This window comes from Mesorhizobium sp. P3_A10 (assembly GCF_056403175.1).
Map to the genome: position 1 here is coordinate 394,846 of NZ_JBFUFZ010000005.1, position 15,972 is coordinate 410,817.

At 63.5% G+C, this 15,972-nt stretch carries 13 protein-coding genes and 1 tRNA gene; 8 read left to right on the forward strand and 6 right to left on the reverse strand.

From position 1 onward, the window contains the following. Positions 1–10: 10 nt before the first annotated feature. Genes AC1DXU_RS21240 through AC1DXU_RS21255 form a run of 4 tightly spaced genes read left to right on the forward strand, consistent with a single transcriptional unit; the run spans position 11 to position 4,839 of the window. The gene (locus tag AC1DXU_RS21240) at positions 11–1,105 is read left to right on the forward strand and encodes a microcin C ABC transporter permease YejB (RefSeq protein WP_477372141.1); all 1,095 of its coding nucleotides are present in this window, start codon (positions 11–13) and stop codon (positions 1,103–1,105) included. After that, the gene (locus AC1DXU_RS21245; protein WP_477372143.1) at positions 1,105–2,244 is read left to right on the forward strand and encodes an ABC transporter permease; all 1,140 of its coding nucleotides are present in this window, start codon (positions 1,105–1,107) and stop codon (positions 2,242–2,244) included. Before AC1DXU_RS21240 ends, AC1DXU_RS21245 begins: the two co-directional genes overlap by 1 nt. Beyond that, entirely contained in the window at positions 2,241–3,869 is a 1,629-nt protein-coding gene (locus AC1DXU_RS21250) for an ABC transporter ATP-binding protein (protein ID WP_477372145.1), read from the forward strand. Before AC1DXU_RS21245 ends, AC1DXU_RS21250 begins: the two co-directional genes overlap by 4 nt. A 28-nt stretch (positions 3,870–3,897) precedes the next feature. Beyond that, positions 3,898–4,839, forward strand: a complete 942-nt coding sequence (locus AC1DXU_RS21255) for a 2-hydroxyacid dehydrogenase (protein WP_477372147.1) — start codon at positions 3,898–3,900, stop codon at positions 4,837–4,839. A gap of 12 nt (positions 4,840–4,851) precedes the next feature. Here the strand turns inward: AC1DXU_RS21255 and AC1DXU_RS21260 are convergent, their stop codons facing one another. Both AC1DXU_RS21260 and AC1DXU_RS21265 read right to left on the reverse strand, forming a co-directional pair. Beyond that, entirely contained in the window at positions 4,852–5,211 is a 360-nt protein-coding gene (locus AC1DXU_RS21260) for a hypothetical protein (protein ID WP_477372149.1), read from the reverse strand. Positions 5,212–5,323: 112 nt separating this feature from the next. After that, on the reverse strand, positions 5,324–6,244 hold the full coding sequence (locus tag AC1DXU_RS21265; protein WP_477372151.1) for a class I SAM-dependent DNA methyltransferase: 921 nt from the start codon (positions 6,242–6,244) through the stop codon (positions 5,324–5,326). A gap of 107 nt (positions 6,245–6,351) precedes the next feature. Here AC1DXU_RS21265 and AC1DXU_RS21270 point away from each other — a divergent pair, with 107 nt between their 5' ends. Continuing rightward, on the forward strand, positions 6,352–7,359 hold the full coding sequence (locus tag AC1DXU_RS21270; RefSeq protein WP_477372153.1) for a ligase-associated DNA damage response exonuclease: 1,008 nt from the start codon (positions 6,352–6,354) through the stop codon (positions 7,357–7,359). A 244-nt stretch (positions 7,360–7,603) separates the two neighbouring features. Beyond that, positions 7,604–9,199, forward strand: coding sequence for a cisplatin damage response ATP-dependent DNA ligase (locus tag AC1DXU_RS21275; protein WP_477372155.1), 1,596 nt, complete (start codon positions 7,604–7,606; stop codon positions 9,197–9,199). Here the strand turns inward: AC1DXU_RS21275 and AC1DXU_RS21280 are convergent. Next, entirely contained in the window at positions 9,196–10,374 is a 1,179-nt protein-coding gene (locus AC1DXU_RS21280) for a hypothetical protein (protein ID WP_477372157.1), read from the reverse strand. The two genes, AC1DXU_RS21275 and AC1DXU_RS21280, sit on opposite strands and share 4 nt — an antisense overlap. Positions 10,375–10,707: 333 nt before the next feature. Here AC1DXU_RS21280 and AC1DXU_RS21285 point away from each other — a divergent pair. Together AC1DXU_RS21285 and AC1DXU_RS21290 are read left to right on the forward strand one after the other, a co-directional pair. Beyond that, a tRNA-Thr gene (locus AC1DXU_RS21285) sits at positions 10,708–10,783 on the forward strand. 277 nt (positions 10,784–11,060) lie between these two features. Beyond that, the gene (locus AC1DXU_RS21290; RefSeq protein WP_477372159.1) at positions 11,061–11,552 is read left to right on the forward strand and encodes a hypothetical protein; all 492 of its coding nucleotides are present in this window, start codon (positions 11,061–11,063) and stop codon (positions 11,550–11,552) included. Between the two features lie 173 nt (positions 11,553–11,725). Here the strand turns inward: AC1DXU_RS21290 and AC1DXU_RS21295 are convergent, their stop codons facing one another. The 3 genes from AC1DXU_RS21295 to AC1DXU_RS21305 form a co-directional block, all read right to left on the reverse strand. Then, positions 11,726–12,019 carry a GYD domain-containing protein gene (locus AC1DXU_RS21295; RefSeq protein ID WP_477372161.1) on the reverse strand — a complete coding sequence of 98 codons (294 nt, stop codon included), beginning with the start codon at positions 12,017–12,019 and terminating at the stop codon, positions 11,726–11,728. Between the two features lie 160 nt (positions 12,020–12,179). After that, positions 12,180–13,739: an indolepyruvate oxidoreductase subunit beta family protein gene (locus AC1DXU_RS21300; RefSeq protein ID WP_477372163.1), complete on the reverse strand. Its 1,560-nt coding sequence runs from the start codon at positions 13,737–13,739 to the stop codon at positions 12,180–12,182. Next, positions 13,732–15,885, reverse strand: coding sequence for a thiamine pyrophosphate-dependent enzyme (locus AC1DXU_RS21305; RefSeq protein WP_477372165.1), 2,154 nt, complete (start codon positions 15,883–15,885; stop codon positions 13,732–13,734). Before AC1DXU_RS21305 ends, AC1DXU_RS21300 begins: the two co-directional genes overlap by 8 nt. Between the last annotated feature and the right edge of the window lie 87 nt (positions 15,886–15,972).

The window sequence follows — 15,972 nt, forward strand, 5'->3', positions numbered from 1 at the left end:
AGAGAGCCTGATGGGCGCTTATGTACTGCGCCGCATCCTGTTGATGATCCCGACGCTGTTCGGCATCATGGCGGTGTCCTTCGCGGTCGTCCAGTTCGCACCCGGTGGCCCTGTCGAGCAGGTCATCGCCAAGCTGACCAACCAGGGTGGCAGCGATCGTCTCGGCAGCGGCGGCGGCGATTCGGGCGGCGCCAATTTCGATCCGGCCGGCGACGTCAGTTCGAAATACCGCGGCGCGCAAGGACTCGATCCGGAATTCATCAAAAAGCTGGAGAAGCAGTTCGGCTTCGACAAGCCGCCGCTTGAGCGCTTCGGCCTGATGCTGTGGAACTATGCCCGCTTCGATTTCGGCGACAGCTATTTCCGCGACATTTCGGTGCTCGACCTGATCCTGGAAAAGATGCCGGTTTCGATTTCGATCGGGCTGTGGATCACGCTTTTGTCCTACCTGATCTCGATCCCACTCGGCATCCGCAAGGCAGTCAAGGACGGCACGCCCTTCGATATCTGGACCAGCGGCGTCGTCATTGTCGGCTACGCCATCCCAGGCTTCCTGTTTGGCATCATGCTGATGGTGCTGTTTGCCGGCGGATCGTTCTGGGACTGGTTCCCGCTGCGCGGAATCACCTCCGACAATTGGGACCAGCTGTCCTGGTCAGGCAAGATTCTGGACTATTTCTGGCACATGACCTTGCCGCTGACTGCGCTGGTGCTGTCGGCCTTCGCCACCACCACGCTTTTGACCAAGAATTCGTTTCTTGAGGAAATCCGCAAACAGTATGTGGTGACCGCACGCGCCAAGGGCCTGTCGGAGCGGCAGGTGCTCTATGGCCATGTCTTCCGCAACGCCATGCTGATCGTCATCGCGGGCTTTCCCGGCGCCTTCATCTCGGCCTTTTTCACCGGCTCGCTGCTGATCGAAAACATCTTCTCCCTCGACGGCCTCGGCCTGCTTGGCTTCAAGTCGGTGATCGATCGCGACTATCCGGTGGTGTTCGCCAATCTCTACATCTTTTCGCTGCTCGGCCTGTTTGTCGGGCTCTTGTCCGACCTGATCTACACCTGGGTCGACCCGCGCATCGACTTCGAGCGGAGAGACGTCTGATGGCGCAAACTGCCACTGATACGGTGCCGGCGCGGATCCCGCGGCCGCGGCTATCGCCGCTCAACCAGCGGCGCCTGCAGAATTTCAGAGCCAACCGGCGCGGCTACTGGTCGTTGTGGATTTTTCTCGTCCTGTTCGTGCTGTCGCTGTTTTCAGAACTGATCGCCAACGACAAACCAATCATCGCCTCCTACAAGGGCGAGATCCTGTTTCCGGTGCTGGTCGCCTACCCGGAAGAGAAGTTCGGCGGCTTTTACGCGGTTACCGACTATCGCGATCCGATCATCCAGGACGAGATCAACGCCAATGGCTGGATGATCTGGCCGCCGGTGCGCTACTCCTACCAGACCGTCAACAACGCCATTCCCGAGGCGGCACCGACCAAGCCGTCCTGGCTCTATGATGCCAAGACCCGTTGCAACCAGTATCCGCAAGGCGCCGCCGACCCCAATTGCGTCATCGGCAACTGGAACTGGCTAGGCACCGACGATCAGGCGCGCGACGTGCTGGCGCGCGTCATCTACGGATTTAGAGTGTCGGTGCTGTTCGGCTTGATCCTGACCGCCGGCTCGTCGGTAATCGGTGTGATGGCCGGCGCATTGCAAGGTTATTTCGGCGGCTGGACCGACCTTCTGTTCCAGCGCTTCATCGAGATCTGGTCGGCGATCCCGGTGCTCTATCTCTTGCTGATCGTCGCCGCCATCTTGCCGCCCGGCTTCTTCATCCTGCTCGGGCTGATGCTGTTGTTCTCCTGGGTGGCACTGGTCGGGGTGGTGCGGGCCGAGTTTCTGCGCGCCCGCAACTTCGAATATGTCAACGCAGCCCGCGCGCTCGGCGTACCCAACCGCACCATCATGTTCCGGCACCTTTTGCCCAACGCCATGGTGGCGACGCTGACCTTCATGCCTTTTCTGCTCAGCGGTTCGATCTCGACGCTGACCTCGCTCGACTATCTCGGCTTCGGCCTGCCGCCCGGCTCCGCCTCGCTCGGCGAACTCTTGAAACAGGCGCAGCGCAATCTCAACGCGCCGTGGCTGGGCATTTCCGGCTTCGTCGTCATTTCGCTGATGCTGTCGCTGCTCGTCTTCGTCGGCGAGGCGACGCGCGACGCCTTCGATCCGCGCAAGGCGTTCAGATGAGCGAGCCCCTGCTCTCCGTCCGCGATCTCAGCGTTGCCTTCACCCAGGGCGGCAACCAGTCGATAGCGGTCGACCACATCTCATTCGACCTCGCCAAGGGCGAGACGGTGGCGCTGGTCGGCGAATCCGGCTCCGGCAAATCGGTCTCGGCACTGTCGGTGCTGAAGCTGCTGCCCTATCCGACCGCTAGCCATCCGTCGGGACGGATCCTGTTCCAGGGCGCCGACCTGCTGGCGATGAACGAGAAGAAATTGCGCAGCGTGCGCGGCAACAAGATCACGATGATCTTCCAGGAGCCGATGACCTCGCTCAATCCGCTGCACACGATCGAGCAGCAGATCGTCGAGATCCTGAAACTGCACCAGGGCCTGGGCGATCGCCAAGCCAAGGCGCGCACCCTGGAACTGCTCAACGAGGTCGGCATCCGCGAGCCGCAGAAGCGGCTCGATGCCTATCCGCACCAGCTTTCCGGCGGCCAGCGCCAGCGCGTCATGATCGCCATGGCGCTAGCCAACGAACCCGAACTGCTGATCGCCGATGAACCGACGACGGCGCTCGACGTCACCGTGCAGGCGCAGATCCTCGAACTGCTGGCGGGCCTGAAGAGCCGCAAGGGCATGTCGATGCTGTTCATCACCCACGATCTCGGCATCGTCCGGAAAATCGCCGACCGGGTCTGCGTGATGACCAAGGGCAAGATCGTCGAGGCCGGGCCGACCAAGGATATCTTCGCCAATCCGCAGCATGCCTATACGCGCCATCTGCTGGCCGCCGAACCGAAGGGCAAACCGCCGGCCGCCAACGACGCCGCCAAGCCGGTGATGACGGGTCACGACATCAAGGTCTGGTTTCCGATCAAGAAAGGCTTCTTCCGCACCACCGTCGACAATGTGAAAGCCGTCGACGGCATCGATGTCACCGTACGCGCCGGCCAGACGCTTGGCGTCGTCGGCGAATCCGGTTCGGGCAAGACAACGCTCGGCCTGGCGCTGGCCAGGATGATCTCGTCGACGGGAGCCATCCGGTTCAACGGACGCGACATCAACCAGCTCTCCTTCAACGCCATGCGACCGCTGCGGCGCGAGTTGCAGATCGTCTTCCAGGACCCGTTCGGGTCGCTCAGCCCGCGCATGTCCATCTCCGAGATCATCGAGGAAGGCCTGAAGATCCACGAGCCGAAGCTATCGCCCGACCAGCGCGACAAAAGGGTGGTCGACGTGCTCGGCGAAGTCGGCCTCGATGCCGCTACGCGCAACCGTTATCCGCATGAATTCTCCGGCGGCCAGCGCCAGCGCGTCGCCATTGCGCGCGCCATGGTGCTCAATCCGCGTTTCGTCATGCTGGACGAGCCGACCTCGGCGCTCGACATGAGCGTGCAGGCGCAGGTGGTCGACCTTTTGCGCAGCCTGCAGGCAAAGCACGACCTTGCCTACCTCTTCATCAGCCACGACCTGAAAGTCATCCGCGCCCTTGCCAACGACGTCATCGTCATGCGCAATGGCAGGATCGTCGAAGCCGGCCCGTCCGAACAGATTTTCGAGCGGCCGCAGACCGACTATACCAAGGCGCTGATCTCGGCCGCCTTCAGGATCGAGACGGCGCCGGTTGGCATCGTGAGCGAGTAGACTGCGCAAGAGGGAATAAGATCCGCAAATGGAAAAAGGCCGCATCCTGCTTGCCGTTACCGGCTTTCATCCGCAGCGCTGGCGCGAACTTTTGTCGGCCGAGCGTGAGGTGGTGCTCGAGCCGGACGGCGCCAGCGATCCGTCGATTACCTATGCGGTGGTGTGGAAGCAGAAGCCGAACCTTCTGGCGTCGTTGCCCAATCTGCGCGCCATCTTCTCGATCGGCGCCGGCGTCGACCATATCTTCGCCGACCCCGGTCTGCCCAAAGTGCCGATCGTCAAGGTCGTCGCAGACAACCTCACCCAGTACATGACCGAATATGTCGTCTGGCGGGTGCTCGATCATCACCGCCAAGGCATGCTCTACCGATCGCAGCAGCCGAAGAAGATCTGGCACGAACCGCCGCAGCGACCGGCCGGCGACATCTCGGTCGGCATTATGGGCCTCGGCAATCTCGGCCGCGCGGCGGCGTCGGTGCTGTTGTCGCTAGGCTTTCCGGTCAATGGCTGGTCGCGCACCGAGCGACCGATGAAAGGTGTTTCGACCTACGCGGGCGAGGCCGGGCTGGTTCCCTTCCTCAATGCCACCGACATCCTGGTGGTGCTCTTGCCGCTGACGCCCGACACGAAAGGCATCATCAATCATGGCGTGCTGAAGGAGTTGCGCAGGCGCAATGGCCTTGGCGGCGCGGTGCTGATCAATGCCGGGCGCGGCCGGCTGCAAAAAGATGCCGATATCTTGCGGGCGCTGGACGACGGCACGCTGAAGGAGGCGAGCCTCGACGTGTTCGAGGTCGAACCGCTGCCGAAGACCAGCCCGCTCTGGGGCCATCCCAAGGTGTTCGTGACGCCGCACGCGGCGGCAACCTCCGACCCCGTCCATCTGGTGCCGATCATGCTTCGGCAGATGGCCGCCTATGAGCGCGGCGAGAAGCTCGACAATCTGGTCGATCGCGACGCGGGCTATTGACGCAGGCGAGGCTTAGCCCGGCAAAGCGAACTTGGTTTTCTTGCCCGGCTGGCCGCAATCGCGGCGGTCGATCGAGCGGTTCATGGCGTCGATCCTGCCCGTTGCCTGGTCGATATCGCGCCGGTTTTTCGAGCGCATATCCGGCGTGAACGGACCAAAACCCAACGCCGGATTGGAGAAGGTCGGCTTGGCATCCACCGCCAAATGATATTGCTGGGCCAGGCCGTTTCGCTGTGCCAGCAATTGATCGCAAGGCACGGTGTCGAACTGCAGCGAGGACTCGACATTGGCGTCCTGCCGTTCGGACATCGACGAGCCCATGCAGCCGGCCATCGCCAGGCAAGACGCCAAGACCATCATGTTCCAGCGCATTGGTTTTGCTCCAGCCGATATCAGCCCCCTGTCATCCGCGCATGCGATTCGGGCTTTTTCACAGCAAAGGCAGGCGGGACGGCACCACCGCTGTGGTCACCATTGTGAGCATTCAGCCTGTGCTGATTTTCCCTGCCACCACCGCCAGCCCCTCGACCGCCTGACGGCGATCCTGCCGGATGGTTGTTGCCTCCGATGACAGGATCGAAAACCCGTTGGCGGTGAGAACCCCCCTGACATAGGGTTCCGAATGCGCAAAGCGTCGTGACGGCTGCAGCGCGAAATCGCCGGCCGGGTCAGCCAAACTCTCGACCGAGAACGCAAACAGGCCGTCGCCGGCCAGCAACCCGGCAATCGTCCTCACCATGGCTGCGAGCCCGCCGACATAGATGAATACATCGGCCACCGTCACCAGATCGGCTTTCGGGCCGGCATAGGAAAAATCCCTGAGGTCAGCCTTGCCCAGAAAATCATAGATGGCTTTGGCGCGCGCCTTTCTCAGCATGCTGGCCGAGATGTCATAGCCTTCCAGCCGGTCGGCGATCGGCCGCAGCCGTTGCCCCATCAGCCCGGTGCCGCAGCCGAGATCGAGCACCAGCCCGAAACGGCCCGGCCTTACCGCCCGAATGGCGTGGTCGAGAAATTCGGGCAAGCGGTAGCCGAGCTTGTCGACCAGCGATTGATCGAACGTCTCGGCATAGTGATCGAACAGCGTTTCGACGAAGGCGCTGGGCAGCGCGTCTGTCGCCGGCGCCTTGCCGATCAATTGCAAATTGAGCGCGGCGCCCTGGCGATCCACCGGGTCCAGCTGCAACGACATGGCCCAGGCCTGCGCCGCCGGACCCGACGCACCTGCCGCTTGCTGCATCTCGCCGAGGCGGAACCATCCCATCGCCCATTGCGGAGTCAGTTCCAGCGCGCCAAGCAGCAATTCCGCCGCCGCCGCATGATCGCCATCGGCGTGCAGCATCTCGGCATAGTCGGCGCGGCGATCGGCGTTCAAGTCGCCGGACGAGGCCTGGAGCGGTTTCATGGCGATGGGTCCTGCCGGCAAGCGAAGCCGGCGGTGCCGTGTATGCGGGAGTCAGCAGTGAGTTACAACAGGCTTCCCGCGCCGGAATTAGTGCCTATCTTGCAACCATGCGCGCCAGCGACCTGCTTCATCCCCGGCCGGAAGGCCTTTATTGCCCGCCCGGCGATTTCTTCATCGACCCGGTGCGGCCGGTCAACCGGGCGCTGATCACGCACGGCCATTCCGACCATGCGCACTCCGGCCACCGCTCGGTGCTGGCCACAAGGCAGACGCTCGACATTATGGGGCTGCGCTATGGCGAGGACTTTGCCGAGGCCCGCCAAGCGGCTGCGCTCGGCGAGACGATCGCGCTGAACGGTGTGACCGTCACCTTCCATCCCGCCGGCCATGTGCTTGGCTCGGCACAGATCGCGGTCGAGCATCAGGGCACGCGCATCGTCGCTTCCGGCGACTACAAACGGCAGAAGGACGCCACTTGCGAACCTTTCGAGCCGGTGACGTGCGATGTCTTCATCACCGAGGCGACCTTCGGCCTACCGGTGTTCCGCCACCCGCCCGATTCAGAAGAGATCGCCCGGCTGCTGAAATCAGCGGCGCAGTTTCCCGAACGCTCGCATCTGGTGGGCGCCTATGCACTGGGCAAAGCGCAGCGCGTCATGCGGCTGCTGCGCGACGCCGGCTACGACAGACCGATCTACATCCACGGTGCGCTGGCCAAGCTCAGCGACTACTACCAGAGCCAGGGGATCGACCTCGGGGCGCTGGAGCCGGCAACGGTGGAGGGTGGCAAGGGTGATTTCGCAGGCGCTATTGTCGTCGGTCCGCCATCGGCCTTCGCTGACCGCTGGGCGCGGCGCTTTCCCGATCCAATCTCGTGCTTTGCCTCCGGCTGGATGCGCATCCGCCAGCGCGCCAAGCAAGGCGGCGTCGAACTGCCGCTGATCATTTCCGACCATGCCGACTGGGACGAACTGACCGCCACCATCAAGGAGACGGGCGCGGGAGAAATCTGGGTCACCCATGGCCGCGAGGAAGCGCTGGTGCGCTGGTGTGAACTCGAAGGCATCACTGCCAAGCCGCTGCATCTCGTCGGCTATGAGGACGAGGGCGATTGATGGCACTCGTGGATCCAGCAATCGCCGGTGTGGTGCTCTACGGCGCCCCCCTCTGTCCTGCCGGACATCTCCCCCTCAAGGGGGGAGATCAGATGTCACTTTCGCTTTCGCAAATCTTCAGCGTTGCAAAGGAAGCGCAGTTGGCGAAGCTGCCAATCTCCCCCCTTGAGGGGGAGATGTCCGGCAGGACAGAGGGGGGCGCGACAGAACGCAAACCTCCGTCGTTGGCGTGGTCCACACGCCGATGAACCGCTTCGCCGAACTTCTCGACCGCCTGGTGCTGACGCCGTCGCGCAACGGCAAGCTGACGCTGCTGACCGACTATTTTCGCAGCGTCGAGGATCCCGACCGCGGCCTGGCGCTGGCTGCGATCACCGGCGATCTTTCGATCGCGGCGGTCAAGCCGGCGATGCTGCGCACGCTGGTCAGCGAGCGCATGGACCCGGTGCTGTTCGGCTACTCCTACGACTATGTCGGCGACCTCGCCGAAACCGTGTCGCTGGTCTGGCCGCAGTCATCCGCCAATATGCAGAACCGTGAGCCTACGCTTGGCGAGGTCGTCGAAAAGCTGCAGGCGGCGAGCCGCTCTGACGGGCCGAAGGTGCTGGCCAGGCTGCTCGACAGCGCCAGCATTTCGGCCCGTTTTGCCATCATCAAACTGGTCACCGGCGGCTTGCGCATCGGCGTCTCGGCGCGGCTGGCGAAACAGGCGCTGGCCGAATTCGGCAAGGTTGACGTCGCCGAAATCGAGGAGCTGTGGCACGGGCTGACGCCACCCTATATCGAGCTGTTCGCCTGGCTGGAAGGCAAGGCCGACAAGCCGGCGAGAACAGCGCTGGCTCTGTTCCGGCCGGTGATGCTCTCCAACCCGGTCGGCGATGGCGATCTCGAAAAACTCGATCCGGCCGACTATGCGGCGGAATGGAAATGGGACGGCATCCGCGTCCAGGCAACCTGCGAAGGCGGCGTTCGCCGGCTCTATTCGCGCACCGGCGACGATGTCTCCGGCGCCTTTCCCGATCTCGCCCAGGCGATGAATTTCTCCGCCGCGCTCGACGGCGAATTGCTGGTCGGCGAGCCCGCGGCGACCGGCACGTTTTCAGACCTGCAGCAGCGGCTCAACCGCAAGAGCGTGACGGCGAAGATACAGCAGCAATACCCGGCCTTCATGCGCTGCTACGATGCGCTGCAGATCAACGGCGAAGATCTGCGCGCGCTGCCTTTCGCGGAGCGTCGCAAGCGGCTTGAAACCTTCGTCAAAACGCTCGACCCGGTCCGTTTCGATCTTTCGCCGTTCGTCGAATTCCCGGATTGGCAAACGCTGGAAAAGCTGCGCCGGGCACCGCCGCACCCGATTATCGAGGGCGTGATGCTGAAGCGCTGGGATTCGCCCTATCTCGCTGGGCGGCCAAAAGGCCCGTGGTTCAAATGGAAGCGCGATCCGCACACGGTCGATGCGGTGCTGATGTACGCCCAGCGCGGCCATGGCAAGCGCTCGAGCTTCTATTCGGATTACACGTTCGGCGTCTGGTCCGGCACCGAGGGTTCGGAAGAGCTGGTGACGGTCGGCAAAGCCTATTTCGGCTTCACCGACGAGGAACTGAAGCAGATCGACAAATATGTCCGCGACAACACGGTCGAGCGTTTTGGTCCGGTCCGCTCGGTGCGAGCCGACCGCAAGAACGGCCTGGTGCTGGAGGTGGCGTTCGAGGGGCTCAACCGCTCGACCCGGCACAAATCCGGCGTCGCCATGCGTTTCCCCAGAATTTCGCGGCTGCGCTGGGACAAGCCGACGGCTGAAGCCGACCGCATCGAGACGCTGCAGGCGCTCTTGGACTAGGGCGCGATCGAGACGCGGATCTCGTAGATGTCGACCGCCTTGCCCTGCTTGTCGAAGTCGGAATTGATGGCGATGGTGCCGGCTGCACCCGGATGCTTCTGCGGGAACTGCACGTCGAACAGATATTCGTTGCGCTGCTGGCCGACCGCGTAGCGCTTGCGACCGCAATCGCCGAGATCACCGAAATTGCAGTCGACGGAAATCTGCGTCTCCTTGCCTTCTTCGGAGCGGGCGAGGATGTCGAACACGGCGTGCTTGCCGGCGAGTTTCTCCAGCACGCCTTGCCCGACATCGAAGGCGATGGCCGAGCCGGAGGCGCCTGAGCGGATGCGCAGGAAGGAACCGGTGTCGTCCTGCATCACCTCGGCCTTGGCATCGGACGGCGCGCTGACATGCGTCGGATCGGCAGGCGAAAACACATTGATCCAGTCGCGCGCCTGATCGGCGGCGCCGGGCTTTTGCGGCGAGCCCGTGTCGGCCGGCGGCGTGAAATCGTCACCGTCGACCGTCGGCGGTGCCTCTGGCGGAGCGGTGTCGAGCTGGGCCGGCGTTTTGAAGACGCCGGTCTGTATGCCGAAATAGAGGCCGATGCCGGCGGCGGCGAGCAGCGTCACAGCGAGGAAGATCGCTGTCAGCGGCAAGCGGCGCCCCCTCACCCGCCTCTCGTCACGGTCGGGCGCCACCTCTGTTGCGGCTTCGGTGGGAGCTGAGGTGAACATGTCGATTTCCGGCACGCCGGGAAGATCCTCGGCTGGCATGATATCGGGAACGACAGGCAGGACGCGCGAGCGGGGCGCATCGGCCGCAGGGGTCTGCACCGGCCCGTCGACAACGACCTCAGGCGACGGCGCTGAAACGACAGCTTCGCCCACAGGTTCGGTGCTCGTCGGAAGTTCCACTGCGGGCGCAGCCGTGGCAGGTTCCGCCTGCGCGGCAGTTTCTGCCTGCGGAGCGACACCGGCAACCGCCGGCAGATACTCGGATTCGATCTCGGTGATCTTGGCCTGCACCGCCTTGCGGCGCTTGATGGCGGCTTCCACCGTCACGCCGGGATTGGCCTGGAGGACGCGGTCAAGCGCGGCGAAGGCCGATCGATAGACCTTCTCGCGAAACGCCCGGTCCTCGGCATTGCCCTTTTCGAAGGCGTTGCGGATCGCTTTTTCGATCGCGTCCAAGCGAATTCCCTCTGCATGTTCGCTCACATCGCCATGATCGTTAGCCGCAGGCGACCAATCAATCAACGGGCGAGCGGCCGCATTCTGCCTCGGCAGGGCGTCCAAGGCCGATTTCGGAGGTTTTCGGCAAAGAAATCAACACATGTCGCCGATTTTTCCGGCGTGATCGCCGGCGCGATGCACAACGCAGGTGGCGCGAGCGCCCGGCGGACCGGTGCGCCGGCTCCTTTTGGACCGGCAGCCAAGGTCGGCACGAAATGCCAAGTCCTGTCTTGAATTTAAACCCGGTTGCGTCTATCACCCAGCCCATCTTGGAGGTCCTAGGCTTCCCGGGCCGCTTTAGCTCAGTTGGTAGAGCACATCATTCGTAATGATGGGGTCAGGTGTTCGAGTCACCTAAGCGGCACCATATTTCTCAGGCATTTGCTCGAACGTTAAGCGCTCAGGCGACAGGCGCATTGCCGGCCGACAACAGTGCAGCAGCACGCCCGCGCCAGTCCTACCATTTTCTCATTCTTCGCCAGGCGTGCTCATTCCCAGCAGGCTGCTCCGGACGCCCCCATTCATCGACGACAGCAAAATAGCGGGTGGCGGCTTGCGCCGGGCGCCGATTGGCAGGATGTTGTACAAGGGAAACGGGAGGCGAACCGGCACGCTGGCGCCAAAACGGCTGCTGGAATTATCCGATGTCGCGAGCTTGCTTTGCCTTTCTTGCTCTGATTGCTGTCTTCATCAAGCCGGTGGAGGCAGGCGGGTGGATTTCTCATCTGCTTGACCGTTCGGCCATGGCCTCAGCCTATGCGGCAGAATCCGACCTTGTAACCGCTTACACGACAGGGATGGCACGCATCCGGCTGAAGCTCGCGGGACGTTCTGGCGAAACCGACCTTGCGGTCCCTCTCGAACCAACGCTCTTGCGAGCGGAATTCCGGGCACGGACATGGCGCGCGGCGGACGGCAGTCTGTTGCAGGGCTTCGCAGGGACTGGCGGCTTCCGGCTGACGCTCGGAAACTGCCTTGCCCGCATCTGCGCCGCCAGCGAATGCAGCGATGCCGGTTGGCCGGTTTTCAGTTGCAGCGACGGCCGTAAGCGCAAGATGTCGGCTACGGACTTTGCCATCGCAGTTTTCGACGGCATCTCCTACCGACGATTGAGCGCTGCCCCTTCTCAGCAGTAACGTCGATGCGACGACAGGATTAACGACCCGTGCCAGCAAGGCCTGCACCTTCGCGCGGTCACCAAAAACCCCGGCCTCATGCCGGGGTTTTCGCTTCATGGAAAACAAACGAGCTTGCCGCCGTTCGGCCCAGCGGCCGGCTTCAATCGTCTGCGCAGGCAGCACAGTGGCGGTCAGGCCATCTTTGCCAGGATCTTGGCCATGTCCGCGGTGTCGAACGCCCTCAGTGTCTGGGTTCTGATGTTGCCTAGCGATGCGATCGATAAGCCCAGGGCGGTCGCAGCAATGTCGTCGTCGGCTTCTGCAATCGCCACGACATCATATTGACCAAGCGTCCACAACAGCGAGTGAACCTTGATGCCGCTCTTGCTGGCCATCGCCTTGAAAGCCTCGGCACGCTTCTGCGTGTCCTTGATGCTCTTGATACCTTGATCTGTGAAATTCGACAGCAATACGTAGTAAGCCATTGGTTCCTCCCACAAATGGGGAGCGTACGGGCGCTCACGGCGCGTCCGCCGTCTCCCAGAATACGATAGCACGAGCCGGGCGCGCCAACCACAGAAGGCCTGCGCGGCTGCGGCACCCGCTATTTCACCGGTCAGCTGGGGGAAGCACGGAATCCGTTCGCTAGAGCGTCGCCACGGTCTTCAGCGCGCCGTCGAGCATGTCGCCCTTCTCGTCCTTCAGCGCCATCTCGCGCAGGCGGCGGATCCAGTCGGCGGCATCCGGGCGACCCTTGACCAGATCGAGCGCCGACAGCACGCGGTCGAATTTCGACTGGGCACGGAGATGGGTGTCGCTATAGCCCTTGATCAGCCGGCGGCAGTTGACGATCTCGACGGCAAGCGCGTAATCAGCCGGCACATAGCCAAGCGCCAGCGCGTACCAGCGCTCGAGATGCTCGACCTCGACCTTGTGGCGCAGCAGGCTGCGACGCCAGCGGCGCAGGCCGCCGATGAACCACAGAGCGGCAAAGCCGGCGAAGCTGTCAGTGCGGATGCGGCGGCCATGGTTGATGCGGCGGTCGAGAAAGGCGGCGAGCTTCGGCCGGTCCTCGATGTAGCTACCCAGCCCCGCCGGCAGCGTGCCGCAGAACTCCTCGATGCGCGGGTGGAAATATTCGGTCACCTGCAGGATCGAGCCATCCTTGACACCGACCTCGCGGCGCACGCGCTGATCACGGGTCGAGCGCGTTTTCAAATCGGCAACGCGGATCATGTCGTCGTAGCACATGGCGTTGGCCAGATGCTTGGCGGCAGCGATCGACAACGCATAGGCATGTTCGGCATCGTCCAGCGCGACGGCCCGATCTAGCCGGTCGAGATACTCGCCGCCATAGGCGATGTCCTGATAGTCGACGACCTTTCGCAAACCACGAAGCGCCATTTCGCGCAGCGGCTCCGGCAGCGCGCTGACACGAGTTGCTAACGCCTGCCAACCTTTTAGAAGGCCCTCCGGACCGCTGACTTTCCCCGCCGCATCCAGACCGACCTCGCTAACCGCCGGCTCGACCGCCTGCGGCGCTGGCGAGGCTGTGCCCCGCGCGCGATCAAAGGCAACACCGAAAGCGGCGAGGCTGGCCTTGACGCCTCGACCACCGGCGCCGATCGCCTGCTCGTAGCTTTCACGGGTGAAGGGCAGCGCGTCGGACCCCGCCAGTGCGCCGAGCAGGCTGGCCGAGATCATCGAGCCATTGTCGGCGGCGATCTTCTCCATGTCGAAGGCGATGAACCGCTTGGCCGCGGCTTCCGCGGTTGCATGCACCTTTGAGGACGATGCGCGACCGTCGCCGGGCTCGATCTTCTCCGACACCGCGGCGATGCGGTGCGACGAGGCGATCAGCGTGGTGCGCTCGGGCGTAACAAAACCGCGGATGATGGCGCGGCCGGCTTCCATCAATTCGGCGGCGATCAATATGTCGACATCGCCCTGCGACGGCGACAGCGCGAGAACCGGCGGGCGGCCGGTGTCGCGGCACATCTCGACATAGTAGATGGTGGCGCCGGTGCGCTGGGCGACGCCGGCGACCGAGGTCGATTGCGCGACGTAGCCATTGCGCTCGGCGACGTCGGTGATCCAGTCGGCCAGAACGCCGCCGCCCTGACCGCCGACCGCCAGCACAGCAAGCTTGATGACGCGCTCGTCATGCCGCACGTCCGCCCTCGAGTGGGGTGAAGGCTCAAGCATCGGCGAACATCAGGCGCCGGCTTTCACGGCGGCGCTGCAAGAGGCCGATCGTGGCGCGTCGCGCCGTTTCCAGGAAACGATCCCAGCGGCCGGGGTTGTGCACGACGTCAGCACGGTAGAAGGACGGGCAAAGCACCGCCGCATCGGCGACCTCGCCGCAATTGCCGCAGCCGACGCAGCTCTGATCGATATGCGCCACCGGATCGTCACGCAGCGGATCGTCGAGCGACTTGACCGACAGCGAGGGGCAGCCGGACAGCCGCATGCAGGCATGGTCGCCGGTGCAGATGTCCTCGTCGACGCCGAATTTCGGTTTGACGACGCGTGTCCCACCTTTGATCGCCTTGTCGACCAGCGGCTTTTCGCGGCGCTGGCGGTTGAGCATGCATTCGGACGAGGCGACGATGACTTTTGGTCCCTTCTCCTCCGTCGTCAGCGCCTCACGCAGCGTGTCCTGCATCTTGGTGACATCATAGGTGCGGTCGATGTGGCGCAGCCATTTGACGCCCATGCCTTTCACCGCCTCGGTGATCGGGTGCTTGGTCGACTTGGTCTTGTTGCCGGCGCGGGAGGAGAGAATGTCCTGCCCTCCGGTGGCGGCCGAGTAGAAATTGTCGACGATGACGATGACGCCGTCGTTCTTGTTGAACACGGCGTTGCCGATCGAGGAGGTCAGGCCGTTGTGCCAGAAGCCGCCGTCGCCGACGAAGGAGATCGAACGGCGCTTGGCGTCCGGCGAATTGAATGCCGAGGCCGAGGCCGGACCCAGCCCATAGCCCATGGTGGTGGCGCCGAGTTCGAAGGGCGGCATGATCGAAAACAGATGGCAGCCTATGTCGGAGGCGATGTGATGCTTGCCAAGCTCCTGCTCGACCAGTTTTGTCGCGGCAAAGATCGGTCGCTCCGGACAGCCAACGCAGAAGCCGGGCGGACGGCCCGGAACGACATTGATCAGGTCGGCAATGTCGAGCCCGTCGCCGACCTTGTTGGGGGCGCGCACCTCGCCCGGCAAGAGATGCGGAGCGGTGGCGCGCAGGAAGGAGCCGATGCCGTCGAGCATGACCTGGCCGGTGTATTCGCCGGCCATCGGCAGATGCTCCTTGCCGACAATGCTGGTGCCGCGCCCGGCCTTGTGCAGCATCGAGGCGAACGCCTGCTCGATGTAGTTGGGTTGGCCTTCCTCGACGACGAGCACCGAGCCTTTGCCCTCGCAGAAGGACAGGAACTCGTCATCAACAAGGGGATAGACGGCATTCAGGACATAGAGCGGCACGTCGGTGCCGCCAAAGGTGTCGGCAAGGCCAAGACGCTGCAGCGCGCGGATGACCGAATTGTACATGCCGCCCTGCAGGACGATGCCAACCGAGCCATGGTCCGGCCCGAAGATTTCGTTGATCTTGTTCTTGCGGATGAAATCCACCGCCGCCGGCCAGCGCTTCTGCACCTTCTCCTTCTCGTGCAGGAAGGAGGCGGGCGGCAGCACGATGCGGCCGGTGTCGCGGCGTGGTGCGTCGAGCGCATCGGCCACCGTCATAGGCGGCCGCTTGTTGTCCTTGGCGATGAAATGGCCATGGACATGGCAGCACCGTATCCGCACCTGCAGCATGACCGGCGTGTTGGAGGCTTCGGACAGCTCAAAACCGTCCTCCACCGCCTTGACGATCGACGGCAGGTTCGGGCGCGGATCGAGCAGCCAGACCTGGCTCTTCATGGCAAAGGCGTGGCTGCGCTCCTGCATGATCGAGGAGCCCTCGCCATAGTCCTCGCCGACGATGATCAGCGCGCCGCCGGTGACGCCGCCGGAGGCAAGATTGGCCAGCGCATCGGAGGCGACATTGGTGCCGACGGTCGACTTGAAGGTGGCGGCGCCGCGGATCGGATAATGCACTGATGCCGCCAGCATGGCAGTGGCGGTGGCTTCCGAAGCGCTGGCTTCGAAATGCACGCCGAGTTCGCCCAGAATGTCCTGCGCGTCGGCCAGCACATCCATTAGATGGCTGATCGGCGCGCCCTGATAGCCGCCGACATAGCCGACGCCGCATTGCAACAGCGCCTTGGTGATGGCGAGAATGCCTTCGCCGGCAAACTCCTCGCCGGCACCGAGGCGGAGTTTTTCGACTTCCTTGGCAAAAGACCGTTCGGCCATTTTTGTCTCCTTCCGTTACCGCCGGCCCGTTATCGGCTGGATTGGCGGCGCGTAGGTCTAGAGTCTTTGTTTATGCATGTCGTTTCC